Below are 26,656 nucleotides of genomic sequence, written 5' to 3' on the forward strand. Positions count from 1 at the left end.
AGCTGCCGTGGTGTACGACTCGATTTTCAAAGCGCAATTGTTCGCCGGCCAGACCATCATCGTCACCGGCGGCGGCAGCGGGATCGGCCGCTGCACTGCCCACGAACTGGCGGCCCTGGGGGCCCAGGTGCTGCTGGTGGGGCGCAAGGCGGAAAAACTGCAGAAGGTCGCCGGCGAAATTGCCGAGGACGGCGGCAAGGCCGACTGGCAGGCCTGCGACATCCGCGACGAGGAAGCGGTCAAGGCCCTGGTGGCCCGGCTGATGGAGCGCTTTGGCCCGATCCATGGCCTGGTGAACAATGCCGGCGGCCAGTACCCGGCGCCCCTGGCCTCGATCAACCAGAAGGGGTTCGAAACCGTGCTGCGCACCAATCTGGTGGGCGGCTTCCTCATGGCCCGGGAAGTGTTCAACCAGTCCATGAGCCGCCACGGCGGCAGCATCGTCAACATGCTCGCCGACATGTGGGGCGGCATGCCCGGCATGGGCCACTCCGGCGCGGCGCGCTCGGGGATGGACAATTTCACCAAGACCGCCGCCTACGAATGGGGGCATGCCGGGGTGCGGGTCAACGCGGTGGCGCCGGGCTGGATCGCCTCCAGCGGCATGGACACTTATGAAGGCGCGTTCAAGGCGGTGATCCCCACCCTGCGCGAGCACGTACCGCTCAAGCGCATAGGCACGGAATCGGAAGTCAGCGCGGCCATTGTCTTTCTGCTCAGCCCCGGCGCGGCCTTTATCAGCGGCAGCACCCTGCGCATTGATGGCGCGGCCAGCCTCGGCAGCCGGGCCTGGCCATTGAGCAAGGCGCGCAACAGCGAGTCCTACAACGGTTTCCATCGCGCCTACCTGCCCGACGTACTCAAGGGCGAGGAATAAGCCATGCCGGTGATCCAGTCCCAACTCGACCCCCATGGCCCGCAGTTCGCGCAAAACCGCGCAGCCATGCTGGCGGGCCTGCAACAGTTGCAGGAACTGCAGCAGAACCTGCTGGCCAAGGCCGCCGAAGCCAAGGCCAAGTTCGACCAGCGCGGCCAACTGCTGCCCCGCGAACGCCTCAACCTGCTGCTGGACCCGGGGGCGCCGTTTCTTGAGCTGGCCAGCCTGGCCGGCTACAAGCTGCACGACGACAAGGACGGTACCCAGGCCGGTGGCGGCCTGATTGCAGGCATCGGCTATGTGTGCGGCGTGCGCATGCTGGTGGTGGCCAACAACTGCGCGATCAAGGGCGGGACCATCTCCCCCAGCGGCCTGAAGAAATCCCTGCGCCTGCAACAGATCGCCATGGAGAACAAACTGCCGGTGGTGACCCTGGCACAAAGCGGTGGCGCCAACCTCAACTACGCCGCGGAAGTCTTCGTCGAAGGTGCACGCAGCTTCGCCAATCAGGCGCGGATGTCGGCCATGGGCCTGCCGCAGATCACCGTGGTCCACGGCTCGGCCACCGCCGGCGGCGCCTACCAGCCCGGGCTCTCGGACTACGTGGTGGTGGTGCGTGGCGAGGCCAAGCTGTTTCTCGCCGGCCCGCCGCTGCTCAAGGCCGCCACCGGTGAAGTGGCCACCGATGAAGAACTGGGGGGCGCCGAGATGCACGCCCAGGTGGCCGGCACCGCCGAATACCTGGCGCAAAACGATGCCGACGGCATCCGCATCGTCCGCGAGATCGTCAGCCTGTTGCCGTGGAACGCCCGACTGCCCGTGCAGCCCGCCAGGACCTGGAACGAGCCGCTGTACCCCATCGACGAGTTGCTCGGGCTGATTCCCGACGACCCCAAAAAGCCCTACGACGCCCGGGAAATCATCGCCCGCCTGGCCGACGGCTCGCAGTTCCTGGAGTTCAAGGGCGAGTTCGACGCCCAGACCCTCTGCGGCCACTTGCAGATCCAGGGCCGGCCCTGCGGCTTTATCGGCAACAACGGCCCGATCACGCCCCAGGGCGCGAGCAAGGCCGCGCAATTCATCCAGCTCTGTGACCAGAGCCAGACCCCGCTGCTGTTCTTCCACAACACCACCGGCTTCATGGTGGGCACCGAATCCGAGCAGCAGGGGGTGATCAAGCACGGGGCGAAGATGATCCAGGCGGTGGCCAATGCCCGAGTGCCGAAGCTGACCATCGTGGTCGGTGGCTCCTACGGCGCCGGCAACTATGCGATGTGCGGCCGCGGCCTGGACCCACGCTTCATCTTCGCCTGGCCCAACAGCCGCACCGCGGTGATGGGCGGCGCCCAGGCCGGCAAGGTGCTGCGCATCGTCACCGAGGCCAAGCATGCGAAGAACGGCCAGGAGGCCGACCCGAAGATGCTCGACATGCTGGAACAGGTCACCGCGCAGAAGCTCGACAGCCAGTCCACGGCGCTCTACGCCAGCGCCAACCTGTGGGACGACGGGCTGATCGACCCGCGCGATACCCGCACTCTGCTGGGCTACCTGCTGGACATCTGCCATGAGGCGCAGGTGCGCGAGCTGGCGCCCAACAGCTTTGGCGTGGCGCGGTTTTGATAGGACATTTCGCGGTCTGACCCCACTTGAGGAGAACAACAATGATCTTCACCCAGGAACACGAAGAACTGCGGCGCACGGTGCGCCAATTTGTAGACCGCGAGATCAACCCCCACGTCGATGAATGGGAAAAGGCCGGGCGCTTTCCCATCCACGAGATTTTCCGCAAGGCCGGTGAACTGGGGCTGCTGGGCATCTCCAAGCCGGAAAAATTCGGCGGCATGGGCCTGGACTACAGCTACTCCATCGTCGCCGCCGAGGAGTTCGGCACCATCCATTGCGGTGGCATTCCCATGTCCATCGGCGTGCAGACCGACATGTGCACCCCGGCCCTGGCGCGCTTCGGCTCCGATGAACTGCGCGACGAGTTTCTGCGGCCGGCCATCACGGGCGAGCAGGTCGGCTGCATCGGCGTCTCCGAAGTCGGCGCCGGTTCCGATGTGGCCGGGCTCAAGACCCACGCCCGCAAGGACGGCGACGACTACGTGATCAACGGCAGCAAGATGTGGATCACCAACTCCCCCAGCGCCGACTTCATCTGCCTGCTGGCCAACACTTCGGACGACAAGCCCCACGTCAACAAGTCGCTGATCATGGTGCCGATGAACACCCCGGGCATCAGCCTCAGCTCGCACCTGGACAAGCTCGGCATGCGCAGCTCGGAAACCGCCCAGGTGTTCTTCGACAATGTACGGGTGCCTCAACGCAACCGCATCGGCCACGAAGGCGCCGGTTTCATGATGCAGATGCTGCAGTTCCAGGAGGAACGGCTGTTCGGCGCGGCGAACATGATCAAGGGCCTGGAATACTGCGTGGACAGCACCATCGAGTACTGCAAGGAGCGCAAGACCTTCGGCAGCCCGCTGATCGACAACCAGGTGATCCATTTCCGCCTGGCCGAGCTGTCCACCGAGATCGAGTGCCTGCGGGCCCTGGTCTACCAGGCCACCGAGCAGTATGTACGCGGCCAGGACGTGACCCGGCTGGCTTCGATGGCCAAGCTCAAGGCCGGGCGCCTGGGCCGCGAGGTCAGCGACAGCTGCCTGCAATACTGGGGCGGCATGGGCTTCATGTGGGACAACCCGGTGGCCCGGGCCTATCGCGATGTGCGCCTGGTGTCCATCGGCGGCGGTGCCGACGAGATCATGCTGGGGATCATCTGCAAGCTCATGGGCATCCTGCCGGGGAAAAAGAAATGAACCCGCTCCCAACCTGCCAGACCCTGTTGCTGGAGCCGCGCAACGGCGTGCTGTTCATCAGCCTCAATCGCCCGCAAAGCCGCAATGCCATGAGCCTGCAGATGGTCGCCGAACTGCGCACGGTGATGGCCGCGGTCCGCGACCGGCGCAGCATCCGTGCCCTGGTGCTGCGCGGCACCGGCGAGCACTTCTGTGCCGGTGGCGATCTCAAGGACATGGCCGGCGCCCGGGCCCACGGCAGCGCCGCCTACCGTGAACTGAACCGGGCCTTCGGCGCCCTGCTGGAAGAAGCGCAGCACCTGCCCCAGGTGCTGGTGTGCGTGCTGCAGGGCGCGGTGCTGGGGGGCGGATTCGGCCTGGCCTGTGTCAGCGACATCGCCATCGCCGAGCACTCGGCCCAGTTCGGCATGCCGGAAACCAGCCTGGGCCTGCTGCCCGCGCAAATTGCCCCGTTCGTGGTGCAGCGCATCGGCCTGGCCCAGGCCCGGCGCCTGGCCCTGACCGCCGGCCGTTTCGATGGCGCCCAAGCCCAGCGCCTGGGCCTGGTGCACTTTGTCGAGAACGATGCCAACGCCCTGCAGGAACGCCTGGAGCAGCAGCTTTCCCTGGTGCTGCGCTGCGCCCCGGGGGCCAACGCGGCGACCAAGGCCTTGCTCCTGGCGAGTGTCGACCAACCGCAGGGGCCATTGCTGGACCAGGCCGCCAACGACTTCGCCAATGCAGTCCTGGGTGAGGAAGGGGTCGAGGGCACCCTGGCCTTCGTGCAGAAACGCAAACCGGCCTGGGCCAACTGAGCCCTTGTAGGAGCCGGCTTGCCGGCGAACGCCCCCCACCGATTCCCGGGAGCCTGTATGCCCAATTTCAACAAGATCCTGATCGCCAACCGTGGCGAAATCGCCTGCCGCATCCAGCGTACCGCCCAGGCCCTGGGCTATCGCACCGTGGCCGTGTTCAGCGATGCCGATGCCGAGGCCCTGCATGTGCAACTGGCTGACGAAGCGGTGCATATCGGCCCGTCCGCGGTGCAGCAGTCCTACCTCGACGGCGCCGCGCTGCTGGAAGCGGCACGGCGCACCGGTGCCGACGCCATTCACCCGGGCTACGGCTTTCTTTCGGAAAATGCCGAGTTCGCCGCCGCCTGTGAAAGCGCCGGCCTGGTGTTCATCGGCCCCAGCGCTGCCGCCATCGAGCTGATGGGCAGCAAGCGTCGCTCGAAGATCGCCATGCTCGAAGCCGGCGTGCCGTGCATCCAGGGCTATCAGGGGGCGGAACAGGACGACGCCACCTTGCAGCGCGAAGCCCAGCGCATCGGCTATCCGCTGATGATCAAGGCCAGCGCCGGCGGTGGCGGGCGTGGCATGCGCCTGGTACACCAGGCCGGGCAGTTGCTGGAGCAGATCCGCACGGCCCGCTCCGAAGCCCTGCACGCCTTCGGCAGCGACGAACTGATCCTGGAGCAGGCGCTGATCGAGCCGCGGCACGTGGAGGTGCAGTTGTTCGGCGACCAGCATGGCCAGTTGATCTACCTGGGTGAGCGCGATTGCTCGATCCAGCGCCGCCATCAGAAGGTCATCGAAGAGGCGCCCTGCCCGGTCATGACCCCAGAGCTGCGCCAGGCCATGGGCGAAGCAGCGATCAAGGCCGGGCGGGCGGTGAACTACGTGGGCGCCGGTACCGTGGAGTTCCTTCTGGATGCGAGCGGGCAGTTCTATTTCCTGGAAATGAATACCCGGCTGCAGGTGGAGCACCCGGTTACCGAACTGGTAACGGGCCTGGACCTGGTAGCGCTGCAACTGCAAGTGGCGGCCGGCGAGCCACTGCCCCTGGGCCAGGAACAGGTGCGCCTCGACGGCCACGCCATTGAAGTGCGGCTGTATGCCGAGGACCCGGCACAGAACTTCCTGCCGCAGACCGGCCAGATCCTGCGCTGGGAGCCGGCGCCGGGGATCCGCACCGACCATGGCTTGCAGGAAGGTCAATGGATCAGCCCCTTCTACGACCCGATGCTGGGCAAGCTGATCGCCCACGGCGCTACCCGCGAAGAGGCGCGGCGCAAGCTGCTGCGCGGCGTCGAGGATTGCGTGCTGCTGGGGCTGGAGAGCAACCGCCGGCTGCTGGCCAACCTGCTGCGCCACCCGGTGTTCGCCAGCGGCCACTTCAGCACCGCCTTCATTGCCGAGCATTTTGCCCAAGACCCGAGCCTGCAACCCCAGGAGCCCACTGCCGAGGAGCTGGCCATCGCCGCTGCGCTGTTCCACCACCACAGCGCCAGCGCCCATGGCCCGGCGCTCAATGCCTGGAGCAACAATGCCGGGGTTCCCCTGGACTACCGGCTCGGGGTGCAGGACCGGCAATGGTCGCTGCACCTGCACGCGCTGCCCTCGGGCGCTGTCCAGGTGCGCCAGGGCGATGGGCTGCTGGAGCTCAAGGTGCGCAGCGCCGATGGCCGGCGGGCCAGCCTGGAGATCAACGGCATCCGCCGCCCGTGCGCCTATCGGCTGGAGGGCGGGGAGCTGTGGCTGAGCAACGCCAAGGGCAGCCTGCACCTGGTGGATCGCACCCATGCCCCGGCCCAGGGCCAGAACACTGCCTCCAGCGGCACGCTCAAGGCGCCCATGGACGGGGCGATCGTCGATGTACTGGTCAGTGAAGGCATGCACGTGAGCAAGGGCCAATTGCTGCTGGTGCTGGAGGCGATGAAGATGGAGCACCCGCTCAAGGCCGGGATCGACGGGGTGATCACCCGGGTCCAGGTCCACCTCGGGGACCAGGTGAAAAACCGCCAGGTACTGGTGGAGGTGGAGTAGCCCGGGCACCTTCCAGCAGATCCAGGCAGACGGGGCATCGGTCGGGACGATGCCCCCTCGATGCGCTCAAGCAGCCCTCCCCCTAGGCGGATGCCTCGGCTTTGGCTACGCTCAAGCCTCTTCAGGATGTTTCAAGGCTGGAATTCGTGATGCCCCACTGGCTGGTAATAGATCTGGAAGCCACGACGGATGAAGGGGGCTGGCCGGTGAGCGAGATGGAAATCATTGAGATCGGCGCCACCCTGGTCAACCGCCAGGGCCGGGAACAGGACCACTTCCAGCGTTTCGTCCGCCCCTTGCGGCGCCCCATGCTGACGCCGTTCTGCCGCGAACTGACCCACATCACCCAGGCCAATATCGACAGCGCCGCGCCCCTGAGCGAGGTCTGGGGCCTGTTCGAGCGCTGGCTCGGCCAGCATCAGCCGCGCCTGGAAGGCTGGGCCAGCTGGGGCGACTACGACCGCAAGCAATTGCAGCTGGAATGGCACAACCAACAGCTGCACAGCCTGCTCAATGAGGTGCCGCACATGAACCTCAAGCAGCGCTTCGCCAAGGCCCGGCGCCTGGAGCGGCCCCTGGGGCTCAATGCAGCCCTGCAACTGGCCGGCATGCAGTTCACCGGCCAGCAGCATCGGGCCCTGGAAGATGCGCGCAATACAGCACGCTTATTACCGCTGATTCTTCCTTGATGGCGGCAGGTGACGGCCCTGAACGCCTTGTGCATACTGGCCGCCCTTTTTGACCCTTTCTTGAGGAATCGCCCATGTTTAAAGTCAACGAGTACTTCGACGGCACCGTCAAGTCGATTGCCTTCGGCACGGCCGAAGGCCCAGCCACCATTGGCGTCATGGCCCCGGGCGAATACGAGTTCGGCACCGCACAACGGGAAATCATGCACGTGGTCTCCGGTGCCCTGACCGTGCGCCTGCCAGACAGCACCGACTGGGAAACCTTCCCGGCCGGTAGCCAGTTCAACGTTCCGGCCAACAGCAAGTTCCAGCTCAAGGTCGCGGTGGACACCGCCTACCTGTGCGAATACCGCGGCTGATCGAGCATCGCGGCTCTATCCCGGAATAAAAAATGCCCGTCTCCCAGGAGACGGGCATTTTTCAAGGTGGCACCGGTTATTCGAGAACCGTCACCGCCATCCCTACCTGCAAGCGACCGTTGCCATCATTGACCAGGTTCTGGCCGAACATCGCCCCCTCGGGCTGGGCCCGGTACTTCTGCAAGGTGGCCAGCGGTTCGCGGTCGGCACTGCGCTCGCCGGTCTGCGGGTCGATGGTGGTGAGAATGCAGCGCGAGCATGGCTTGACCACACGGAACTCGACATCGCCGATACGCACGCGCTTCCAGCCGTCCTCGGCATAGGCCGCACTGCCCTCGACCACCAGGTTCGGTCGGAACCGCAGCATCTCCAGGGGCCGGCCCACGCGAGCGGCCAGGTCATCCAGGGACGCCTGGCCAATCAGCAGCAGGGGAAAACCATCGGCGAAGGCCACCTGATCATCGTCCCTGCCATAACCGGCGGCGGTGTTGCGTGCCCGCTGCGCGGGCACCTGCACCAGGCGGCTGGGCTTGCCGATGAATTCGCTGACCCAGGCCGCGGCTTCGTCCCCCGCATCGGGAACCCGCAAGGTGTCCTGCCAGATGGTCACCCCACGCAACGGCGCATCCGCACCTGGCAGCGCTACGTCAAGGGTGGAGTGGCCTGGGGCGCTCAGGGTCAGGCCGCCCTGGTCATTCCACAAGGCTGACAACTGGCTCATCCGCGCTACGGCGCGCTGGGTCAGGAAACGCCCGCTGGCCTCATCCACCAGCATCCAACGGCGATCCCCTTGCAGCCCGAGCTTGTCCAGGCCGATCTGTTGCAGGGCTTCACCCCTGGCGGATTTCAACGGGTATCGATAAAGCGCGCTAAGACGCATGTCCAGCTCCCTGCAGGGGAAAAACGCTCACCCTATACCAGCATTTAGCCGAAACAAAGGAGCGCCGGCGCAAGGCCCGTGTCAGGCGTCGGCTTCGTCCAGCATCAGCCGCTGACGAACCACGTCCACCAGTTTGTCCGGCTGGAACTTGGAGAGGAAGTTGTCGCAACCGACCTTCTTCACCATCGATTCGTTGAAGCTGCCGGACAAGGACGTGTGCAGCACCACATAGAGCCCGCGCAAACGCGGATCGTTGCGGATCTCGGTAGTCAGGCGGTAACCGTCCATTTCCGGCATTTCCGCATCGGTGAACACCATTAGCAGCTTGTCGGTCATCACCACGTCGGTATCGGCCCAGGCCTTGAGCATGTTCAGGGCCTTGAGGCCATCACTGGCGATATGCATCTTCACCCCCAACTGGCCGAGGGTATCGCGCAATTGCGAGAGGGCCACGTTGGAGTCATCCACCAGCAGCACTTCGCGGCCACGGGCACGCTCCAGTACTGGATCTTCCAGCTTGTCCCGGGAAACCTTGGCGTTGTAGGGCACGATTTCCGCCAGGACCTTTTCCACGTCGATGATTTCCACCAACTGGTCATCGACCTTGCTGATGGCGGTCAGGTAATGCTGGCGCCCGGCGCTGGTGGGCGGCGGCATGATGGCTTCCCAGTTCATGTTGACGATGCGGTCCACGCCACCGACCAGGAACGCCTGCACCGAACGGTTGTATTCGGTAACGATGATGGTGCTGTTGGGGCCAGGAACCAGCGGGCGCATGCCAATGGCTTGGGAAAGATCGATGACCGGCAGGGTCTGCCCGCGCAGATTGACCACCCCACAGACAAAAGGATGGCGCTGAGGCATCAGCGTCAGCTTCGGCAGTTGCAGCACTTCCTGGACCTTGAACACGTTGATCGCGAACAGTTGCCGGCCGGCCAGGCGGAACATGAGGATTTCCAGGCGATTCTCACCCACCAGTTGCGTGCGTTGATCTACCGTGTCGAGAATGCCGGCCATTAATGACTCCTGGGCTTGTTCTGATGAATTCACTAAAGACAGATATCGGCCGAGTCTGCCGTATCTTGACCCGCATGCAAATTGCCACATAAAGCCGTTGATGTCACATTAACATCATGCTTTACTGGCTCGGTCAATTCAGCACCCCCTCGGCGCCGGCCAGACCTCCATTTCGGCGCAAGGTTCCCGTGCCTAGGGGATTCCCCTATCAACAATCAGGACCAGCCTGATATTCGCGATATCCAATAGCCATTAATGTGACGCCATTCTCATTGCATGAACGGAGTCAGGCTTTTGTTTTTGATCGCAGAAAGGTGGCTTGGCCCCCTTTCAAGCCCCACCACCCTCGCTCATCCTGCCCCAGCGCGCTTGCGCCGCCTTGCTGTGGCCGGCATGCGCGCACGGACCGGGTTCGAGGCCACTCGACTCGCTCGGCAGGCTGCGACCGCAGGCAAGCATTCAGCTATAACTTCAATCCAGCTGCACCTATCGCGTCCAACTTGCAAACCGTTCAGCCAACGCCCTATCAAGCCATCGGACACGCAGTCATGGAGATAAGCATGCTAAAGGACGGCCACGAGTGCGCTACACCGCTGCCCGAGTTCCTGCTTGAAGCCCAGGCACTGTTGGCCAGGTCGGAAGACTGCCTGAGCCACCTGCACCTGATCAGAAACGATGAAGAAGCCATCAACTGCCTGCTCGCCAGCCTGCAGAGCCTGGCCCAGGTTGCGACCCGCCACGCCGTCAGCCCGCTGGCCGAGTTCTCCCTGCATATTCATGGCGTGCTCAAGCGCACCCCCCATCCCCTGGACCTCAACGATCCGATCCTCAACGCCTTGAAGAGCTGCCTGACGCTGATGGCCTGGCAACTGGAACTGATCGACCCGCGCAATGGCCAGCTCAATCTGGACGACAGCGAGCAACTCATGCTGATCGACGAACTGACAGAGCAAGTGGGACAGAACTGTAACTGCACATATCCATCTTGCAGCCACTGAAGTTGTATTTATCCGGCAAGGCAGCAGATAAAACTCCCGCCATTCACCGCCCTACTGCGCAACATCGATAAAATATCGGGCCAACTGTCAAGCACCCGGTCGTTAATGATTAATTCATACCCAAGAGCGACATCAATCACTCCATAAAACCAACTAGCAAGGTCACCGGGACTTGCTGTTCAACGCACTGTGCACGCGGGCAAACCCGCTCCCCAGCACACTTTGCGCAGTGTTGGGCCGCGCGTGGCACCATTGGGACTGACGTAACGCGCCCCTCCAATTCCTGACTCTGAAGTCCTATATGGTTGAGCGTATAAACGCGACCGACGGTATCTTCGGTGGTATTATGCGGCGCATAAACGGACACAGTTAATGGCACATTGATTGCTATGGCGGCAGTTACTACTCAGCCTGTACAACACGAACAGACAGCGTTGATTGAAACCGGGTATTCAAATAGCACCGTTTCCCAAACAAGCCTCGTCATCCATACTTGACCGGGCTCTTCGCAGCGAACATCCATTGGCTCCATCCGCTATGTACGCCAGCCTCAAGTCATTCTTCTCTTGGCCCCCTTCCCGTGATCACCTGCGCTGGCTCAGCCTGTTGCTGTGCTCCTGCTCGACCCTGGCCAGTGTGCTGGTCTACTGGTTGGGCCGGCCGCTGCCTCTGGGGTTGCTGGTCATCAACCTGGTGGCGCTGGCCTGCATCTGGATGCAATACGGTTATTCGCGCAAATCCATCCGCTTCCAGCCCCAGGAACTTGCCGAGCGCCTGCTGAAAGTCAAGGAAAACGAACGGCACCGTCTGAGCCGTGAACTGCATGACGACATCGGCCAACTGCTGACCGCGGCCAAGCTGCAGACCGACTGGCTCAAGCGCCGCCTGCCGGACGACCTGCAAGCACATTGCGCGGTGCTGGGCACCACCCTGGAAGAGACCCTGACCAAGGTGCGGGACGTCTCCGCCATCCTCAACCCGCGGCAACTGGCCAGCCTCGGGCTGGAAGCCAGCTTGCGCGCCCACCTGCTCAAGACCCTGGAAAACACCTCGGTGCACTGGAGCCTGGAGTGCCACCAGCGCCTGGCGGGCATACCCGAGGAAATGGCCGTCGCAGCGTTTCGCATCACCCAGGAAGCCGTGACCAACATCCTGCGCCACGCCCAGGCGAAAAACCTGCTGGTACGCCTGCAACGACTGCCCGAGGGCCTGTCGCTGTTCATCAGCGATGATGGCCAGGGTTTCGCCCCGGCCAGCGACCCGGGCGCCCAGGGCCAGCGCGGCATGGCTGGAATGCAGGAACGAATCAGTCAGCTGGGCGGCCTGTTGAAGGTCACCAGCGAGCCCGACCAAGGCACCCAGATCGAAGCACTCTTTCCCTGGGCCCCTCGCACTCTGGAGCGGGCCAGCACGAATAAGGTTTTACATTGACCTGTAATTTACTCTTGGTGGATGACCACTCGCTCATCAGGGCTGGCGTGCGTGCCCTGGTCATGGACATTCCCGGATACGCGGTGATCGGTGAGGCAGATGACGGCTCGTTCCTGCTGGAAATGGTCGAAAGGCTGCATCCGGACATCATCCTGCTGGACCTGTCGATGAAACACACCGGCGGCCTCGACGCCCTGCGCCGGCTCAAGGCGCTCCACCCGCAGAGCAAGGTGCTGATCCTTTCAATGCACACCGACCCGGCCCTGATCATGCAGGCCCTGGAATGCGGCGCCCACGGCTACCTGCTCAAGGACACCACCGCCACAGAACTGGAACACGCCCTCCAGGCCCTGCGCAACAATGAGCGCTACCTGAGCCCGGCCATCGCCCACACGGTAATCAACCAGGCCCTGACCCGGGTTCAGAAGCAACCTGCGCCACCGGCGCAGAACCACAACCTGACGGCCCGCCAGCTGGAAATCCTGCGGCTGATCGTGCGCGGCAAGTCCACCCGGGAGATTGCCCTGGGCCTGGGCCTGAGCATCAAGACCGTGGAAACCCACCGCTCGCAGATCATGAAGCGCCTGCAGATCTTCGACGTCGCCGGGTTGGTGCTGTTCGCCGTGCGCGAACGCATCATCAGCCTCGACGACTGACTCAGCGGGCGCCACCCAGCAGTGGCGAATCCTCGGGCAGATGCACCTGCAACGCGCCAGGGCGGGCGGTGAAGCGCAAGGTATCGCCCTGCAGCGGCTCGCCGTCGAGGTTGATGTCCAGGCCTCGGGACGCCTTGATCTCGACCCAGGGCAGGCGAGCCCGGACAAACAGATTGTCGATCCCCAACCCACCCGCCAGCAGGTTCTTCAACGTGCCCACCAGTTCCTGGGGCGCCGGCAGGATGCTGATATCCAGCAGGCCGTCATCGGCCAGGGCCCCCGGGCACAATTCATGCCCGCCGCCCGCCTGACGGCCGTTGCCGATGCCCAGCGCCAGCAGTTCGCCATGCCAATGGAAATCAGGCCCCTGCAACTCGCCATAGGCCGCGCTCAGCTCGGCAAAACGTGACAGACCGGTGAACAGGTAGGCCGCGCCCCCCAGTACCTTCTTCAAATCCTCCGAGGTGTTGGCGGTGACCTGGCTGCCAAAGCCGCCCGTGGCCATGTTGAGGAACATCTGCCCACCGACCTCCCCCAGGTCGATCGCCCGCGCCGGCACATCCAGCAGGTCCAGGGCCGCCGCCGGGGTCAGCGGCACGCCGGCCGCCCGGGCAAAGTCGTTGGCCGTGCCCAGCGGCAACAGCACCAGGCTGGCCGGGGCGTCGGCATTGGCCAGGGCTTGGGCAATGTCCCGCAGGGTGCCGTCGCCACCGCCGGCAATCAGCCGGGTATGGCCGGCAGCCAGCGCCTCCTGCACCAGGCGCTGGGCGTCCCCCGCCTCCCAGGTCAGGCGCACCTGCAAGTCCCAGCCGGCGGCACGCCGGGCCTCCACGGCCGCGCGCACCTCCTCGTTGAGGGCCTGTTTGCCGTGCAGTATCAACAATGCCTTGCGCTCACTCATCAGCCCTGACTCCGGTTATGGATTCCATGAAGGATGTTGACCCTGCTGCCCGCAGAAAAAGTCTGTCGACGGAATTTATTTTTTACCGGAAGCAGTCGGGCCCTGCCCCTACCGACAATCCGGCAGCTTAGCCGCAAGGAAACAGGGATTCGTCCTGAACGGTCCGGTTTTCAATTAGCGAGTCGTTGTTTCATGAGCTTTACTGACCCCAGTCGTTGAGATGAGGAAGTGCAGGTCATCACCTTGACCGGCGCCGGGGGCCCCACCTGAACACGCAGAGGGCACGGTTTTCCCCACTTGAATGCCGACCACGCCTGGCAATGAAGAGGCGTGGCTTTTTTCGGTGTCGGGACCAGACGATGGGAAGTCGCAAGCATTACGAACTTCCTCGCGATCGCTCCAGTCAACCGGTGTGCCTTGGGTCGAGGGAATTGATCTTATGCGGTTGCAACCTGTAGACAGCCTGTTACTGACTCGCCCCAGCATGGTCGAGTACTTCCTGTTCGGCATCCGCGTGGTTCACGGGCTGACGGCAATCCTTCCGGGGCTGTTGCTGATCCTGCTGTCCAACAACAGCCTGGAGGCCTTGAAAAGCGACCTGACCCTGCTGGTGTTCTTCGCCCTCATCAGCGTGCTGATCTTCCAGGCCCTGGGGGTGTACGCCGAATCCATCTTCAGCAACCAGTTGCGCTTCCAGCTGACCCTCTTCGCCTGGGCCTCGTCCTTTTGCGTGCTGCTGTTCATGCATCACTCGATGCAGATGTTCAACACCATCGGCAACCCCGAGCTGTTCGGCTGGTTTGCTGGCAGCTTCGTGCTGTTCGGCATCGAGCGCCTGGTGCTGCTGACCCTGTTCCAGCAGTTGATGCAGCGCGGCGTGTTCCTGCAGAACGCGGTGATTCTCGGCGCCACGGAAAACGGCCAGCGCCTGGCCGAATACCTGGCCCAGCATCAGGACATTCGCTCCGGGGTGACCGGTTTCATCGACGACCGCATCGGTCGCCTGCCCAAGACCCTGTGCAACCTGCCACTGCTGGGCAACTCCAGCGACCTGGAACGACTGATCCGCGAGGAAAAGGTCACCCAGGTCCTGGTGGCGCTGCCCTGGTCGGCGGAAAACCGCATGGCCTATGTGATCCGCGAGTTGCGAAGGCTGCCGGTGAACGTGCTGCTGGTGCCCGACATGGTGGCCTTCCGGCACGCCCACAACCGCATCACCGAAGTCGCCAACCTGCCGATGTTCAACGCCTCCGAAGTGCCGTTGCGGGGCTGGTCGCCGTTCTTCAAGCGCCTGGAGGACATGGTGCTGTCGAGCATCGCCCTGGTGCTGCTGTCGCCGGTGATGCTGCTGGTGGCGCTGGCGATCAAGCTGGATTCCAGCGGCCCGGTGCTGTTCAAGCAGAAGCGCTACGGCTACAACAACCGGCTGATCGAGGTCTACAAATTCCGCTCGATGCACCAGCACATGGCCGACGCCCATGCCGAAAAGCAGACCACCCGAGGCGACCCGCGCATCACTCGGGTCGGGCGCTTCATCCGCAAGACCAGCCTCGACGAGCTGCCCCAGCTGTTCAATGTGCTGGGCGGCAGCATGTCCATGGTCGGGCCGCGCCCCCATGCCACCGCGACCAAGGCCGCCGGCATTCTCTTCGAAGAGGCGGTCAAGGAGTACACCTCGCGCCACCGGGTCAAGCCGGGAATTACCGGGCTGGCGCAAATCAACGGCTATCGGGGCGAAACCGATACCCTGGAAAAAATCGAGAAACGTGTCGAGTTCGACCTGGAATACATCGAAAACTGGTCGGTCTGGTTCGACCTGTACATCCTCTTCCGCACTGTTCCGTCCGTGATCATGACCCGCGAGGCTTTCTGAATGAGCACACTCATTCCCTGCATCATTGCTGGCGGCGCCGGCACCCGCCTGTGGCCGGTATCCCGCGAGGCGATGCCCAAACCCTTCATGCGCCTGCCAGACGGCGAAAGCCTGCTGCAGAAAACCTTCGTGCGCGCCACCGCGCTCAAGGACGTCGGCCGCCTGTTGACCGTGACCAACCGTGAGGTGTTCTTTCGCACCCTCGACGACTATCGCCTGCTGAACAAGGCCCGGGTCGAACTGGACTTCATCCTTGAGCCATTCGGGCGCAACACTGCACCGGCCATTGCCGCCGCCGCCCTGCACGTGAGCCGCCTGTACGGTGATGATGCACAGCTGCTGGTGCTGCCCGCCGACCACCTGATCAACGATGTGCAGGCTTTCGCCAACGCCGTGGACAGCGCCCGGCAATTGGCCGAGCAAGGCTGGCTGGTGACCTTCGGCCTGGTGCCCACCCACGCCGAGACCGGCTTTGGCTATATCGAGAAAGGCCAGGGCCTGAACAAGGAAAGCTTCCAGGTCAGCCGCTTCGTCGAGAAACCCGATGCCGCCACCGCCCAGCGTTATGTCGACGGCGGCCTGCACCTGTGGAATGGCGGGATGTTCTGCATGCGTGCCGACGTGATCCTGCAGGAACTGCGCGAATTCGTGCCCGAGGTGGTCAGCGCCGTCGAACACTGCCTGGAGCAGAGCCACCGCAAGGAGGGCAAGCACGAACTGCAGGTGGAGCTGGACGGCGACAGCTTCGCCCAGGCCCCGGACATCTCCATCGACTACGCGGTGATGGAGCGCTCGAAGAAAGTCGCCGTGGTGCCCTGCCAGCTGGGCTGGAGCGACATCGGCTCCTGGCAGGCGGTGCGCGAGCTGACCCCGGCGGACGAACATGGCAACCAGTGCAACGGCGAGACCGTGCTGCACGATGTCAGCAACTGCTATATCGACTCGCGCAAGCGCCTGGTGGGCGGGGTCGGGCTGAACAACCTGATCATCATCGACACTCCGGACGCCCTGCTGGTGGCCGACGGCAACCGCAGCCAGGACGTCAAGCTGATCGCCCAGGAACTCAAGCGCCTGGGCCACGACGCCTACAAACTGCACCGCACCGTGACCCGTCCCTGGGGCACCTACACCGTGCTTGAGGAAGGGCCGCGCTTCAAGATCAAACGCATCATGGTCAAGCCCAATGCCTCCCTGTCGCTGCAAATGCACCACCACCGCAGCGAACACTGGATCGTGGTCAGCGGCATGGCCCTGGTCACCAATGGCGAGGACGAATTCCTGCTCAATACCAACGAGTCCACCTTCATCAAGCCCGGCCGCACTCACCGCCTGGTCAATCCCGGGGTAATCGACCTGGTGATGATCGAAGTGCAGAGCGGGGAGTACCTCGGCGAAGACGACATTGTGCGCTTCAACGACATTTACGGACGGGCTCCCGCCGAAGCCGCCAAGAGCTGAACTGACGCTCCAAGCAGCAATCTGGCCCGACAGGGAGTTGTGACTATGCACGCCAGGAAGACCGCTCGATGAAAAGACTCCTGCTGATTTCCAATGTTCTCATGCTCTGCGCCTGCTCCATTCCGGCAAAGGTGGAACTGCCGCCCAGCCAGGACCTGAAGGCCGCCCATCGGGCCGGCGATGCCCTGGCCGGCCAGCCGTTGCCGCCCCAGCGGATCCGCCCGGGGGACACGCTGCGCATCGTCCGCAACACCGGTGAGGCGCCATCGATCTCGGCATTCACCGCCAACTCGATCTACGAACTGACACTGTTCACCGTGCTCAACGATGGCACCTTCGCCTACCCCTATGCCGGGCAGATCAAGGCCGCGGGGCTGACCCCGCAGCAACTGACCCAGGTCCTGGAAAACAAGCTGAAGAACATCTACCAGGACTCGGCACTGACCGTGAACATCAACCAGGCGCCGGGCAACACCGTGTTCGTCGGCGGCTCGGTACGCAACCCGGCGTCCCTGCCGGTGACGGTGACCACCACCCTGGAGCAGGCCATAGTCGGCGCCGGGGGCCTGTTGAGCGTGGGCGACAGCCGCAATATCGCCCTGCTGCGCGAGGGCGAGGACGGCCGCTACAAGACCTACTTCTTCGACTACCGCAAATTCATGATCGCCGGCAACGCCGGCGCCGCCCCGGTGCTGCTGCAACGCGGCGATGTGGTGTTCGTGCCCAAGTCCAGCGTCGGCAACGGCATCGAGTGGGTGGACGTGTACCTCAACCAGTTGATTCCGTTCACCAAGTCGATCGGCATCGGGGCGAGCTACGAAATCAACCGTCAATCCACCAATTGATCGCCAAGGACAGCCCATATGATCAATATCCGTTCCTTTCGCGATTTGCTGCGGTTGTTCTTCATCTTCAAGCGCGAGGTCAAGATCACCGTCCTGGTGACCTTCGTCATCATCCTGCTGGGCGCCTTCCTGCTGCCCAATCGCTTCGAATCCACCGCCCTGCTGCTGGTCAAGCCGGGGCGCGACACCAGCACCTTGCCGATCGAGATCGCCGATCGCCAGGCCGTGGTGATTCCCAGCGCCCAGCGTGATCCGATCATCGATGAGGAGCGCATCCTCAGCGGCGAACCCATTGCCCGCAAGGTGGCGGAAAAGTACCTCGACGACCTGTCCCGCCAGCCCCAGCCAAGTGGTGCCCTGGCCACCCTCAAGAACGCCGTGAAGGGCGCGGTGGAAGGCATCGTCGACCTGCTGCGCGGGGCCCTGCAACTGGTGGGCCTGGTGGAGAAGCAGACCCCGGTGGAACGCCTGACCGAACGCATGTTGAAAAGCTTCAGCGTGACCCACGCCGCCGGCTCCTCGGTAATGGAGGTGAGCTTTACCTGGAACGACCCCAAAGTGGCCCAGACAGTGGTCAAGAGCTGGATCGAGCAGTACCAGCAGGAACGCGCACAAACCCTCGGGCGCAAGAGCTTGTACGCCTTCTATGAAACCGAAAGTGGCGCCACCAACCAGCGCATCCTCGGCTACAAGAAGCAGATCGCCGACTACCTCAACCAACTGGGGGCGGTGAGTATCGAGGAGCGCCTGAACGACATCTCGCGCAACCTCAACAACCTCAAGGGCGAACACCTCAATACCACCCGAGCAGTGGCCTCCACCCGCAGCGGCCTGGAGACCATCCAGAAGCAGCTCAACAGCATGAAGAAAGAAATCAGCATCGGCCGCCAGATGAGCCTCAACCCGGACCGCCAGGACCTGCAGCAGCGGATCAACGCCAAGCAGATCGAGCGTCAGGAAATGCTCCGCACCTTCAAGGAAGGCGCTCCTCCCGTACGTGCCATGGATGCGGCCATCGCCAACCTGCAAGCCTTGCTCAAATCGGAAAGCGGCACTGTGCAACGCAGCGAAAACCTGGCCCCGAACCCGGTCTATACCCGCCTGCAGAACAGCTTCGCCGACCAGCAGGCCAGCCTAAGCCGCCTGCAGACCCAGGCCGCCCAACAGGAAGCACAATTGCTCAAGCTCGAACAGGAGCGGCGCCAGGCGCTGGCCGTGGAACCTGAACTGGCACGCCTGCAACGGGAACTGAGCGCGGCGGAGAAAAGCTTCGCGCTGTACAGCGACAGCACCGAGAAAGCCCGCATCGACCGCGAGCTGGACCAGAGCCAGATCAGCAACATCGCGGTGATCGAAGAAGCCACCTTCAAACCCAGCCGGGTCTTTCCCAAGAGCCTGAGCATGCTGCTCGCCGCCATTCCCCTGAGCCTGGCGGTAGGCCTGCTGGCGCTGTACTTCTTCTATCTGCTGGACCAGCGCATCCATGACGGCGACCAGATCGAGGAGCGCTTCGGGGTCAAGGTCTGGACCAGCCTGCAGGACCTCGACAGCCACCTGCCGCAACGCAACAGCGCCTTCACCGCCAGCCTCTACCGCCTGTACGGCATCCTGCCCCTCAAGCAGGTAGCGCTGCAGGGGCTGGTGATCGGCCTGACCTCGGCACGCCGCGGCGAAGGCGTGAGCTTCGTCACCGCGCACCTGCGCGACCTGCTCCAGGAGCGCGGGCATGTGGTGCGGGTCAATGGCGCCCCCAACGCGGTGCCCGGCGAAATCGTCCTGCTGGAAGCCTCGGGCTTCTTCTCCAACCAGGAAGCCTTCGTCAGCCTGCGCGAGGCCGACCTGATCGCCCTGATCGTCGAAGCCGAAACCACCACGGTGCCGGTGCTGCAAAACGCCCTGTCGATTCTTACCACCGCATTCAAGCGGGTCGACGGCATCATCATCAACCGCCGGCGCTTCGGCATCCCGGAGAACGTGCTGAACTTCCTGGCGCGGATCAGGAGCCCCCACTGATGCACATTGCCCTGCTGGCACCCATGCCTCCCGAGCAGAATGGCATTGCCGACTATGCCGCGCACCTGCGCGCCGCCCTGGAAGGCCTGGGGCTGAAGGTCAGCACGCCCCTGGCCGGGCTGGGCAACGACCCCAAACGCGCCATCGAGCGGGTGGCGCACAGTGACTGGCAGGGGATCGACTTGGTGCACGCCGAGCTGGGCGGCGGCCGGCTGGCGGAGTTTCATGCCCTCAAGGCATTGCGCGAGCGCTTTCCCACCCTGCCGCTGAGCGCCACGGTGCACGACCCCGAACGCCTGGTCTGGCGCCGGGCCAGCCTGCCCTGGCCGCTGTCCCTGGCCACGCGGCTGCCCTCACCGCTGCCACAGATCGCCACGGTGCTGACCGACCCCTTGTGCCTGCACGAAGAAAAGCAACTGGCCCGCAGCCTCACCCGGCTGATCACCCTGACCCACGCCGGCGGTGCCTGCCTACGCCAGCGCATGGGTTTGCGTGCGGAACAAATGGTGGTGATCCCCCACGGCAACCTGGCCATCCCCGCCCGGCCGCTGCCGCCGCTGAACCCGTTGAGGCTGCTGTACTTCGGCTTCATCTACCGCGGCAAGGGCATCGAGGATCTGCTGGATGCACTGGCCATGGCCTTCGCCCAGCAACCGGCAATGCGCGAGCGCATGCGCCTGACCCTGGCCGGGGGCAGTGAACCGGAAATGGCCTTCGGCAGCGCCGGCAGCTACCTCGACCAGTTGCGCCAGCACATCCAGCGCCTGAACCTGCAGGACAGCATCGACTGGCAACTGGACCTGCCGGCCACGGACATTCCCAAGGTGATCCAGGCCCACCACGTGATGGTCCTGCCCTACCGCGAGTCGAGCAAGCTCAAGCTCCTGGGTACCCTGCGGGGGACCAGCGGCGCCCTGTCCTGGGCGGTGGCCTGCGGCCGCGGCGCCATCACCTCCGACGCCCGTTCCTTCGCCGAAGAGGTGGCCCAGGACAACGGCGTGATCTTTCCCCAGGGCAACGTCGCCGCCCTGGCCGCCGAACTCAGCCACTTGTGCGCCAGCCCGGGACGGGTGGAGCGCTGGGCCGAGCACGCCGCGGTGATCGGTTCCCGGCGGGTCTGGAACCACACCGCCGAGCGCTTTGCCCGGGTGTTCAGCGATGCCTGTGGAGGCCCGGCACATGCCTATGCGACGTAGCTCGGCGATTGCCCTGCTGGTGCTCGCCTGCCTGTCCTGTAATGCCCTGGCGGCTACCACCCTGCGCGCGCCGCGCGCAGTGGTGTGGAAGGATTTTCTCGGCGTGAACGCGCAGTTCCAGTACTTCACCCCCGGCATCTACCAGAAGCAGATGGATCGGCTCGATGCCCTGGGCCTGAACTGGGTCCGCCTGGCCATTCACTGGGCCATGATCGAACCCAGCGAGAATGACCTGCAACTGGATACCCTGGACGCCGCGATGAACGCCATGCAGGGCCGCCAGTACCGGGTCCTGGCCTACATGGTGGGTTCGGCGCCCTTCGCCGCCAACGTGCCCAGCGGCTCGCCCCCTTCCGACCAGTACCCGCCCAAGGACTTCAACGTCTTCGCCCAGCGCATGAAAATGCTCGCCCAGCGTTATCCCCAGGTGAACACCTGGCAGGTGTGGAACGAACCCAACATCGTCTGGCTGCCCAAGGAAGACCCCGACGCCTACGACCAGTTGCTCACGACCACCACCAGCGCCATTCGCGCGGCGATTCCCGACAAGCCTGTAGCGACCGCGGGCATGGCCTACTACAGCCAGATGCGCAGCACCCCGGGGCTGATGCTCGAAGACCTGCTGCAACAGGGCCTGGGCACGGAGAACCTGATTGCCGCCTACCACCCCTATTCCGAACTCCCGGAAGGCGACGATGCCGCGGCCCAGGATTTCCTCTCACGTGGCAACTTCCTCAACAACGCGCTGCACAGCCAGGGCGTGCAACAGGTCTGGGCCACCGAATGGGGCTGGTCGAGCTATACCAGCGGAGCCCGGGAAATGCAGGCGATGATCGGCGTCAACGGTCAGGCCGACTACACCCTGCGCCGCCTGGCCCTGATGGCAGCCATGGACTACCAGCGGATCTTCCTGTTCAACCTCAGCGACCTGGACGGCCGTGCCAGCAACCGCGACCAGTCCTACGGGCTGGTGGACCTGGCCGGCGAGCCCAAGCCGGTCTACAACGCCCTCAAATATTTTCTCGACACCACCGGGCCGAGCCTGGCCCCGGCTGATCCCCCCGGCCTGAGCAACGCCCCGGGCGACTTGTACAGCATTGCCTGGACCCGGCCCGACGGCTCCCACGTCTGGATGTTCTGGAGCGCCAGCGGCGCCAGCCTGCAGGTTCCCGGGCTCAACGCGGCCACGCTGCATGATCCGCTGACCGGCACCCGCACCGAGCTGAGCGGGCAAGGGGGCCTGAGCGTGCCGTTGAAAACCAGCCTTCAACTGTTGGTGTGGTGAGCATGAAAATCCTCTGGACCCTGCCCTACCTGCCCTGGCCCGCCACCAGCGGCGGCAAGACCCGGCAATACCACCTGCTGCGGGCCCTGGCCGCCCGCGGGCACCGCATCACCTTGCTGGTGCAATCGAAAACCCCGTTGGACGACGCCACCCGCGCGGCCCTGGAGCCCTGGCTGGAACGCCTGATCGTGCTGCCGCGGCGGCCGTTGCGCAGCCTCAAGACCCTGTTTTCGGTACTGTTCGCGCCCTACCCCATGCTGGCCGACGTCAACGGCCTGGCCGCGCCGCTGCAACAGCGTTTTCGCGAGCTGTTGGAGGAGCCCTGGGACGTGATCCAGATCGAGCACAGCTACAGTTTCCAGCCCTTCGAACAGCCGCTCAGGCAATTGCAGCGCCCGTTCATCCTCACCGAACACAACGTTGAGTCGGCCCTCGGCGCGGCCAGCTACGACCGCCTGCCGGCCTGGTCGAAACCCTTTACCTGTTACGACCAATGGCGCTACCGGCGCTGGGAACGCCGGGTGTTCCAGCAGGCGGCCCGGGTCATCGCAGTGACCGAACAGGACGCCCTGACCCTGGCCCGGCTCAGTGGCAAACCGGCCGCGGTGGTGGTCAACGGCGTGGACTGCGGGCACTACGCCGCGGTGCAACCGGACCTTGGCAGCCAGCGCCTGCTGTTTATCGGCAACTACGAATACAGCCCCAACCTGGATGCGGTGCAATGGGCTCTGGAAGAGATACTGCCGCGCCTGTGGGCCATCAACCCCGAGGTGCGTTTCGCCATCTGCGGCTACGCCCTGCCGGACAGCTTCCGCCAGCGCTGGACCGACCCGCGCATCGAGTGGCAGGGTTTTGTCCCCGACCTGCGGGACCTGCAACGGCGCTCGGCGCTGTTCTTCGCCCCGCTGCGCCAGGGCGGCGGCTCCAAGCTCAAGGTCCTGGAGGCCATGGCCGCCGGCCTGCCGGTAGTCACCACGGCCCAGGGCAGCTCCGGGCTGCAGGTAGAGAACGGCCAGCATTACCTGGGCAGCGAAGACCCCGGGGCCCTGGCGCAGATTCTCGCCCAGGCCCTGGCCGACCCCGAGCGCCTGCAACGCATCGGCGCCGCCGGGCGCGACTACGTGCTGGCCCACCATGACTGGACCGCCGCTGCGGCCCAGCTGGAAGCGGTCTATCACCAACTCCCCTCTGACAAAGAAGAAGTGTCCGTATGCGCATAGGTCTGGATTACCGCCCCGCCGCGGGCTACAGCAACAGTGGTATCGGCCGGCAGAACCTGGCAATCGAAGACGCCTTGCGCGCCAATCCACAGGTCAGCCTGCAATTGTTCGGCGTAGCCCCGGAGGACCATCCGCTGCGCCGCCGGGTGCATTGCCCCAGATGGGGCGCGCCACTGCAGGGGATACATCGCCTGCCGAGCCGGCTGCGCTTCGAGGGTGGCTTTCTGCCCGGGGCCCTGCGTGAGGCCGAGGTGGAGCTGTACATCTGCAACTTCAACATGGGCCTGCCCCTGGGCAGGAAACCTAAGAACCTGCGCTATGTATTGCAACTGCATGACCTGTTCCAACTGACCCTGACCAACAGCCATGGCTCGCGACTCAAGGAGCGGGTCTATGGCCTCACCGACAAGCTCTCCATCGGCTACGCGGTGAAGCAGGCGGACCGCGTCTGGACACCTTCGCAGTACACCGCCGACGAACTGGTGAAGCTCTTTCCCCAGGCCCGGGACAAGGTTCGGGTGCTGCCCAACCTGGTTAGCGGTTTCCAGGGCGAACCCGCCGACGTCCGCGACCTGCAACTGCCCGAGCGCTACTGGCTGGCGGTGGGCACCCGCGAGCCGCGCAAGAACATTCCCTGGTTCGTCGCCGCCTGGCAGGCCGCGCGCCAGCAATCCCCGGACGTACCGGAACTGGTGCTGATCGGCGCACCGGAACACCTGCCCAACGAACTGCGCGCCGCACATGGCCTGCACTTTCTCAGCGACCTCAGCGACAGCCAGTTGCATGGGGTGTATCGCCAGGCCCAACGCCTGTGGCAGCCCTCCTACGCCGAGGGCTTCGGCCTGCCGGTGATCGAGGCCCTGAGTGTCGGCACTCCCGTGGCGGTGGCCAGCGGCTCGGCCCTGGACGAGATCACCCCGCAGGGCAGCCCGCGCTTCTCGCCCACCGACAGCGCCGCCCTGAGCCAGCTGATGGTGCAACTGGCCAGCGCCCCGCCGGAAGACCCCGCCCCCCTCAAGGCCTGGGCGGCCGGCTACGCCGAGAATGCCTATCGCCAGCGCTTCAATGAATTGCTCGAGGAGCTCAAGTAATGCCCATCGCCCTACCGCTGGCGCTGATCCTGAGCCTGGTTTTCGGCGTGCTGATCTGGTTGCTGCCAGCGCTCAAGGTGCTGGTGCTGATGGCCGGCATCGCAGCGGCGGTGACCGTGGTCCGCCAACCCCTGCGCGGGTTGCTGCTGTTCGCGGTACTGGCGACCTTCCTGCCCTATTCGACGGTGCAGATCGGCCTGCGCACCACCGTCTCCGAAGCCTTGCTGCTGCTGGTCTGGGCCAGCATCCTGGCCCAGGGGCTGTTCTCCAATCTGCCCCAGCCGCCCAGGCTGCTGCGTACCGAGAAGCTGCTGCTGGCCCTGATGGCCTTCAGTGCCCTGCCCTTCATCATCGGCCAGGTGACGGTGAACGCCGATGGCAACGGCCCGGTGAACTGGGTCCGCTGGTTGCTCAACCTCTCGGCGCTGTTTCTGGTGCGACGCCTGTTGCAGCAAGCCAAGGCCCGGGAGCAATTGGTCTGCGGCCTGTTGCTGGGGACCCTGCTGCTCCTGCTGCTGTCGATTCCGGTATTTCTGAAGAACGGCAGCGCCACGGCCATGACCCCGATCCTCGAAAAACTCGGCTACGGCGGCATCGCGGTGCTGGGCGACAGCCTCAGCGCCCTGGCCAATCGCATGGGCTCGCCGTGGATGCACCCCAACGTCACCGGTGGCGCCATGGCCCTGCTGCTGCCCCTGGCCTTCTGTTTCGGCCTGACCCGCAGCGGCTGGCAGCGCAAGCTCGGCCTGGCAGTGGCCTTGCTGGGGGCCGCCGGGCTGCTGCTCTCCGGCTCTCGCGGAGCCTTGCTCAGCCTGCTGATCGTGCTGATCTGGATGGCTCGCCAGCGGGTGCCCTACACCGGGCGCATGCTGATGGGCGGCTTCGTTCTCGGGGCCTTGCTGCTGATGTCCTATCCGCCCTTGCAGGACCGCCTGCTGACCCTGTTCACCTCCAGCGATGCCAGTACCAGCGTGCGGGTCGACGAGTACTCGCACTTCCCCGCCGCCATGGCGATGTTCCCCTTCGGCATCGGCTTCAAGGTCGACCCACCCGTGCCCGGCACCGGCCTGTGGGGGATTTCCAACCTGTGGTTGAACTACATCTACAAGATCGGCGTGCCCGGCATGCTGCTGTTCGTCGCGGTGATCTGGAGCTGGTGGCGGGAAACCCGGGTTCCCGGGGTGACCATCCAGTTGAATCGGGACACCGCCCTCTGGCTGGGCAGCGGCGCCGGCCTCAGCGCCGCACTGATCAGCGGCCTGTTCGACCATTACTTCAGCTTCACCCAGGTGCTGATCGCCCTGTTCTGGCTGCTGCTGGGCCTGAACCTGCATGAAGCCAGGCGCCTGCGACTCAAGGCCGGCGCTGCGGCGCCCAGGGTTACTCCAGACTCCCCACCCTCAGGAATCCAGCCATGAAACATCGCCTCTTCCACTCGCAGAACCTGAAACAGGCCTTGCCTGACTATGCGCAGAAAATGGGGGTGAGCCTTGCAGAACTGGAGGCGGCCTATCAGTGGATGCTGGAGAACGATGTCGTGTTCGAGCAACCGCTCAAGGGCAACGTGCTGACCTACATCAGCTACCTGAACATCGAATCGAAGATCGAGCCGCCCCTGCCCCGGCGCTTCTACAAACTGCTGGGCCGCGAACTCAAGGGGGCGCTGATTCCCATGTACGGAATCAACTGGCCGACCCTGCGCGACCGCATGCTGCGGGTCTGGGAGCAAATCTACAACATCCTCATCTGCAAGATCCCCAGCCACACCCTGCGCCTGTTCTGGCTGCGCCTTGGCGGGGCGAAGATCGGCAAGGGCTCCACGGTGTGGCGCAATACCGAGGTGCTGGGTGTCGACAGCCTGCGCATCGGCCAGGACAGTACCGTGGCCTGGCACTGCCAGTTGGACGCCCGGGGCGGGCTGATCATTGGCGACCATGTGACCATCGCCTCCCATGTGCTGATCATCGCCGGTGGCCACGACCTCAAGGAGCCGGAATTCTGGGCGGTAGGCGGGCCGATCTACATCCATGACTACGCCTGGATCGCCAGCCGCGCCCTGCTGTCGTTTGGCGCCGAGATCGGCGAAGGCGCGGTGGTCGGCGGGCAGACCGTGGTGTCCAAGCCGGTACCGCCCTACGCCATCGTCAGCGGACCGGACGCGGCGATCAAGGGCGAGCGCTGCCGCAACCTCAACTACAAAGTGGGCGGCAAAGGCCTGTTCACTTTGTTCCACTAAGCCCG

The 26,656-nt window shown here is 64.5% G+C and carries 23 protein-coding genes; 20 read left to right on the forward strand and 3 right to left on the reverse strand.

Going from position 1 to position 26,656, the window contains the following annotated elements; genetic code table 11:
• The first annotated feature begins 7 nt into the window (after positions 1–7).
• The 7 genes from KCG88_RS07430 to KCG88_RS07460 all read left to right on the forward strand — a co-directional run bounded on the left by KCG88_RS07430 (position 8) and on the right by KCG88_RS07460 (position 7,551).
• Entirely contained in the window at positions 8–877 is an 870-nt protein-coding gene (locus tag KCG88_RS07430) for an SDR family oxidoreductase (RefSeq protein ID WP_047288131.1), read from the forward strand.
• A 3-nt stretch (positions 878–880) separates the two neighbouring features.
• Positions 881–2,497: a geranyl-CoA carboxylase subunit beta gene (atuC, locus tag KCG88_RS07435; protein WP_047337447.1), complete on the forward strand. Its 1,617-nt coding sequence runs from the start codon at positions 881–883 to the stop codon at positions 2,495–2,497.
• Between the two features lie 41 nt (positions 2,498–2,538).
• Entirely contained in the window at positions 2,539–3,696 is a 1,158-nt protein-coding gene (gene atuD, locus KCG88_RS07440; protein ID WP_047337448.1) for a citronellyl-CoA dehydrogenase, read from the forward strand.
• A complete protein-coding gene (locus KCG88_RS07445) occupies positions 3,693–4,490 on the forward strand; it encodes an enoyl-CoA hydratase-related protein (RefSeq protein WP_210712167.1) in 798 nt (265 codons plus the stop codon). The genes atuD and KCG88_RS07445 overlap by 4 nt, the downstream gene beginning before the upstream one ends.
• A gap of 57 nt (positions 4,491–4,547) precedes the next feature.
• A complete protein-coding gene (locus KCG88_RS07450; RefSeq protein ID WP_210712168.1) occupies positions 4,548–6,503 on the forward strand; it encodes an acetyl/propionyl/methylcrotonyl-CoA carboxylase subunit alpha in 1,956 nt (651 codons plus the stop codon).
• Positions 6,504–6,652: 149 nt separating this feature from the next.
• On the forward strand, positions 6,653–7,192 hold the full coding sequence (locus KCG88_RS07455) for an exonuclease domain-containing protein (RefSeq protein ID WP_011062475.1): 540 nt from the start codon (positions 6,653–6,655) through the stop codon (positions 7,190–7,192).
• Positions 7,193–7,266: 74 nt separating this feature from the next.
• On the forward strand, positions 7,267–7,551 hold the full coding sequence (locus KCG88_RS07460) for a pyrimidine/purine nucleoside phosphorylase (protein WP_047288138.1): 285 nt from the start codon (positions 7,267–7,269) through the stop codon (positions 7,549–7,551).
• 76 nt (positions 7,552–7,627) lie between these two features.
• Here the strand turns inward: KCG88_RS07460 and KCG88_RS07465 are convergent, their stop codons facing one another.
• Both KCG88_RS07465 and KCG88_RS07470 read right to left on the reverse strand, forming a co-directional pair.
• Positions 7,628–8,431 carry an MOSC domain-containing protein gene (locus KCG88_RS07465; protein WP_047337450.1) on the reverse strand — a complete coding sequence of 268 codons (804 nt, stop codon included), beginning with the start codon at positions 8,429–8,431 and terminating at the stop codon, positions 7,628–7,630.
• Positions 8,432–8,512: 81 nt separating this feature from the next.
• Complete coding sequence (locus tag KCG88_RS07470; protein WP_011062478.1) at positions 8,513–9,448, reverse strand: chemotaxis protein CheV; 936 nt, start codon at positions 9,446–9,448, stop codon at positions 8,513–8,515.
• A gap of 560 nt (positions 9,449–10,008) precedes the next feature.
• Here KCG88_RS07470 and KCG88_RS07475 point away from each other — a divergent pair.
• The 3 genes from KCG88_RS07475 (at position 10,009) to KCG88_RS07485 (ending at position 12,533) form a co-directional block, all read left to right on the forward strand.
• Complete coding sequence (locus KCG88_RS07475) at positions 10,009–10,446, forward strand: hypothetical protein (RefSeq protein ID WP_047288142.1); 438 nt, start codon at positions 10,009–10,011, stop codon at positions 10,444–10,446.
• A gap of 537 nt (positions 10,447–10,983) precedes the next feature.
• On the forward strand, positions 10,984–11,877 hold the full coding sequence (locus tag KCG88_RS07480) for a sensor histidine kinase (RefSeq protein WP_047288144.1): 894 nt from the start codon (positions 10,984–10,986) through the stop codon (positions 11,875–11,877).
• Positions 11,874–12,533, forward strand: coding sequence for a response regulator transcription factor (locus tag KCG88_RS07485; protein WP_047288146.1), 660 nt, complete (start codon positions 11,874–11,876; stop codon positions 12,531–12,533). The genes KCG88_RS07480 and KCG88_RS07485 overlap by 4 nt, the downstream gene beginning before the upstream one ends.
• A gap of 1 nt (position 12,534) precedes the next feature.
• Here KCG88_RS07485 and yegS read toward each other — a convergent pair whose 3' ends face one another.
• Positions 12,535–13,434: a lipid kinase YegS gene (yegS, locus tag KCG88_RS07490; RefSeq protein ID WP_047288148.1), complete on the reverse strand. Its 900-nt coding sequence runs from the start codon at positions 13,432–13,434 to the stop codon at positions 12,535–12,537.
• Between the two features lie 439 nt (positions 13,435–13,873).
• Here yegS and KCG88_RS07495 point away from each other — a divergent pair, with 439 nt between their 5' ends.
• The 10 genes from KCG88_RS07495 to KCG88_RS07540 all read left to right on the forward strand — a co-directional run bounded on the left by KCG88_RS07495 (position 13,874) and on the right by KCG88_RS07540 (position 26,651).
• Entirely contained in the window at positions 13,874–15,307 is a 1,434-nt protein-coding gene (locus KCG88_RS07495; RefSeq protein WP_047288150.1) for an undecaprenyl-phosphate glucose phosphotransferase, read from the forward strand.
• Positions 15,308–16,765: a mannose-1-phosphate guanylyltransferase/mannose-6-phosphate isomerase gene (locus KCG88_RS07500; protein ID WP_210712169.1), complete on the forward strand. Its 1,458-nt coding sequence runs from the start codon at positions 15,308–15,310 to the stop codon at positions 16,763–16,765.
• A 68-nt stretch (positions 16,766–16,833) separates the two neighbouring features.
• Positions 16,834–17,610 carry a polysaccharide biosynthesis/export family protein gene (locus KCG88_RS07505; protein WP_047288154.1) on the forward strand — a complete coding sequence of 259 codons (777 nt, stop codon included), beginning with the start codon at positions 16,834–16,836 and terminating at the stop codon, positions 17,608–17,610.
• An 18-nt stretch (positions 17,611–17,628) separates the two neighbouring features.
• A complete protein-coding gene (locus KCG88_RS07510; protein ID WP_047337452.1) occupies positions 17,629–19,623 on the forward strand; it encodes an LPS biosynthesis protein in 1,995 nt (664 codons plus the stop codon).
• A complete protein-coding gene (locus KCG88_RS07515) occupies positions 19,623–20,819 on the forward strand; it encodes a glycosyltransferase (protein ID WP_047288158.1) in 1,197 nt (398 codons plus the stop codon). The genes KCG88_RS07510 and KCG88_RS07515 overlap by 1 nt, the downstream gene beginning before the upstream one ends.
• The gene (locus KCG88_RS07520) at positions 20,809–22,104 is read left to right on the forward strand and encodes a cellulase family glycosylhydrolase (RefSeq protein ID WP_047288159.1); all 1,296 of its coding nucleotides are present in this window, start codon (positions 20,809–20,811) and stop codon (positions 22,102–22,104) included. Before KCG88_RS07515 ends, KCG88_RS07520 begins: the two co-directional genes overlap by 11 nt.
• Before the next feature lie 2 nt (positions 22,105–22,106).
• Positions 22,107–23,324 (forward strand): glycosyltransferase family 4 protein, encoded by a 1,218-nt coding sequence (locus tag KCG88_RS07525; protein ID WP_047288161.1) that lies wholly within the window; start codon positions 22,107–22,109, stop codon positions 23,322–23,324.
• Positions 23,315–24,415 carry a glycosyltransferase family 1 protein gene (locus KCG88_RS07530; protein WP_210712170.1) on the forward strand — a complete coding sequence of 367 codons (1,101 nt, stop codon included), beginning with the start codon at positions 23,315–23,317 and terminating at the stop codon, positions 24,413–24,415. The genes KCG88_RS07525 and KCG88_RS07530 overlap by 10 nt, the downstream gene beginning before the upstream one ends.
• The gene (locus KCG88_RS07535; RefSeq protein ID WP_210712171.1) at positions 24,415–25,833 is read left to right on the forward strand and encodes an O-antigen ligase family protein; all 1,419 of its coding nucleotides are present in this window, start codon (positions 24,415–24,417) and stop codon (positions 25,831–25,833) included. Before KCG88_RS07530 ends, KCG88_RS07535 begins: the two co-directional genes overlap by 1 nt.
• Complete coding sequence (locus KCG88_RS07540) at positions 25,830–26,651, forward strand: acyltransferase (RefSeq protein ID WP_015636510.1); 822 nt, start codon at positions 25,830–25,832, stop codon at positions 26,649–26,651. Before KCG88_RS07535 ends, KCG88_RS07540 begins: the two co-directional genes overlap by 4 nt.
• Positions 26,652–26,656: the final 5 nt, after the last annotated feature.

This window comes from Pseudomonas sp. MWU349 (genome assembly GCF_017947325.1).
Taxonomy (GTDB): Bacteria; Pseudomonadota; Gammaproteobacteria; order Pseudomonadales; family Pseudomonadaceae; genus Aquipseudomonas; species Aquipseudomonas protegens.

Coding starts and splice junctions, on each gene's coding strand:
- atuC (WP_047337447.1), top strand. CDS start 881: ATGCCGGTGATCCAGTCCCAACTCGACCCCCATGGCCCGCAGTTCGCG.
- KCG88_RS07515 (WP_047288158.1), top strand. CDS start 19,623: ATGCACATTGCCCTGCTGGCACCCATGCCTCCCGAGCAGAATGGCATT.
- KCG88_RS07445 (WP_210712167.1), top strand. CDS start 3,693: ATGAACCCGCTCCCAACCTGCCAGACCCTGTTGCTGGAGCCGCGCAAC.
- KCG88_RS07455 (WP_011062475.1), top strand. CDS start 6,653: ATGCCCCACTGGCTGGTAATAGATCTGGAAGCCACGACGGATGAAGGG.
- yegS (WP_047288148.1), bottom strand. CDS start 13,434: ATGAGTGAGCGCAAGGCATTGTTGATACTGCACGGCAAACAGGCCCTC.
- KCG88_RS07500 (WP_210712169.1), top strand. CDS start 15,308: ATGAGCACACTCATTCCCTGCATCATTGCTGGCGGCGCCGGCACCCGC.
- KCG88_RS07450 (WP_210712168.1), top strand. CDS start 4,548: ATGCCCAATTTCAACAAGATCCTGATCGCCAACCGTGGCGAAATCGCC.
- KCG88_RS07460 (WP_047288138.1), top strand. CDS start 7,267: ATGTTTAAAGTCAACGAGTACTTCGACGGCACCGTCAAGTCGATTGCC.
- KCG88_RS07475 (WP_047288142.1), top strand. CDS start 10,009: ATGCTAAAGGACGGCCACGAGTGCGCTACACCGCTGCCCGAGTTCCTG.
- KCG88_RS07530 (WP_210712170.1), top strand. CDS start 23,315: ATGCGCATAGGTCTGGATTACCGCCCCGCCGCGGGCTACAGCAACAGT.
- KCG88_RS07510 (WP_047337452.1), top strand. CDS start 17,629: ATGATCAATATCCGTTCCTTTCGCGATTTGCTGCGGTTGTTCTTCATC.
- KCG88_RS07470 (WP_011062478.1), bottom strand. CDS start 9,448: ATGGCCGGCATTCTCGACACGGTAGATCAACGCACGCAACTGGTGGGT.
- KCG88_RS07465 (WP_047337450.1), bottom strand. CDS start 8,431: ATGCGTCTTAGCGCGCTTTATCGATACCCGTTGAAATCCGCCAGGGGT.
- KCG88_RS07495 (WP_047288150.1), top strand. CDS start 13,874: ATGCGGTTGCAACCTGTAGACAGCCTGTTACTGACTCGCCCCAGCATG.
- KCG88_RS07540 (WP_015636510.1), top strand. CDS start 25,830: ATGAAACATCGCCTCTTCCACTCGCAGAACCTGAAACAGGCCTTGCCT.
- atuD (WP_047337448.1), top strand. CDS start 2,539: ATGATCTTCACCCAGGAACACGAAGAACTGCGGCGCACGGTGCGCCAA.
- KCG88_RS07480 (WP_047288144.1), top strand. CDS start 10,984: ATGTACGCCAGCCTCAAGTCATTCTTCTCTTGGCCCCCTTCCCGTGAT.
- KCG88_RS07525 (WP_047288161.1), top strand. CDS start 22,107: ATGAAAATCCTCTGGACCCTGCCCTACCTGCCCTGGCCCGCCACCAGC.
- KCG88_RS07520 (WP_047288159.1), top strand. CDS start 20,809: ATGCGACGTAGCTCGGCGATTGCCCTGCTGGTGCTCGCCTGCCTGTCC.
- KCG88_RS07505 (WP_047288154.1), top strand. CDS start 16,834: ATGAAAAGACTCCTGCTGATTTCCAATGTTCTCATGCTCTGCGCCTGC.
- KCG88_RS07535 (WP_210712171.1), top strand. CDS start 24,415: ATGCCCATCGCCCTACCGCTGGCGCTGATCCTGAGCCTGGTTTTCGGC.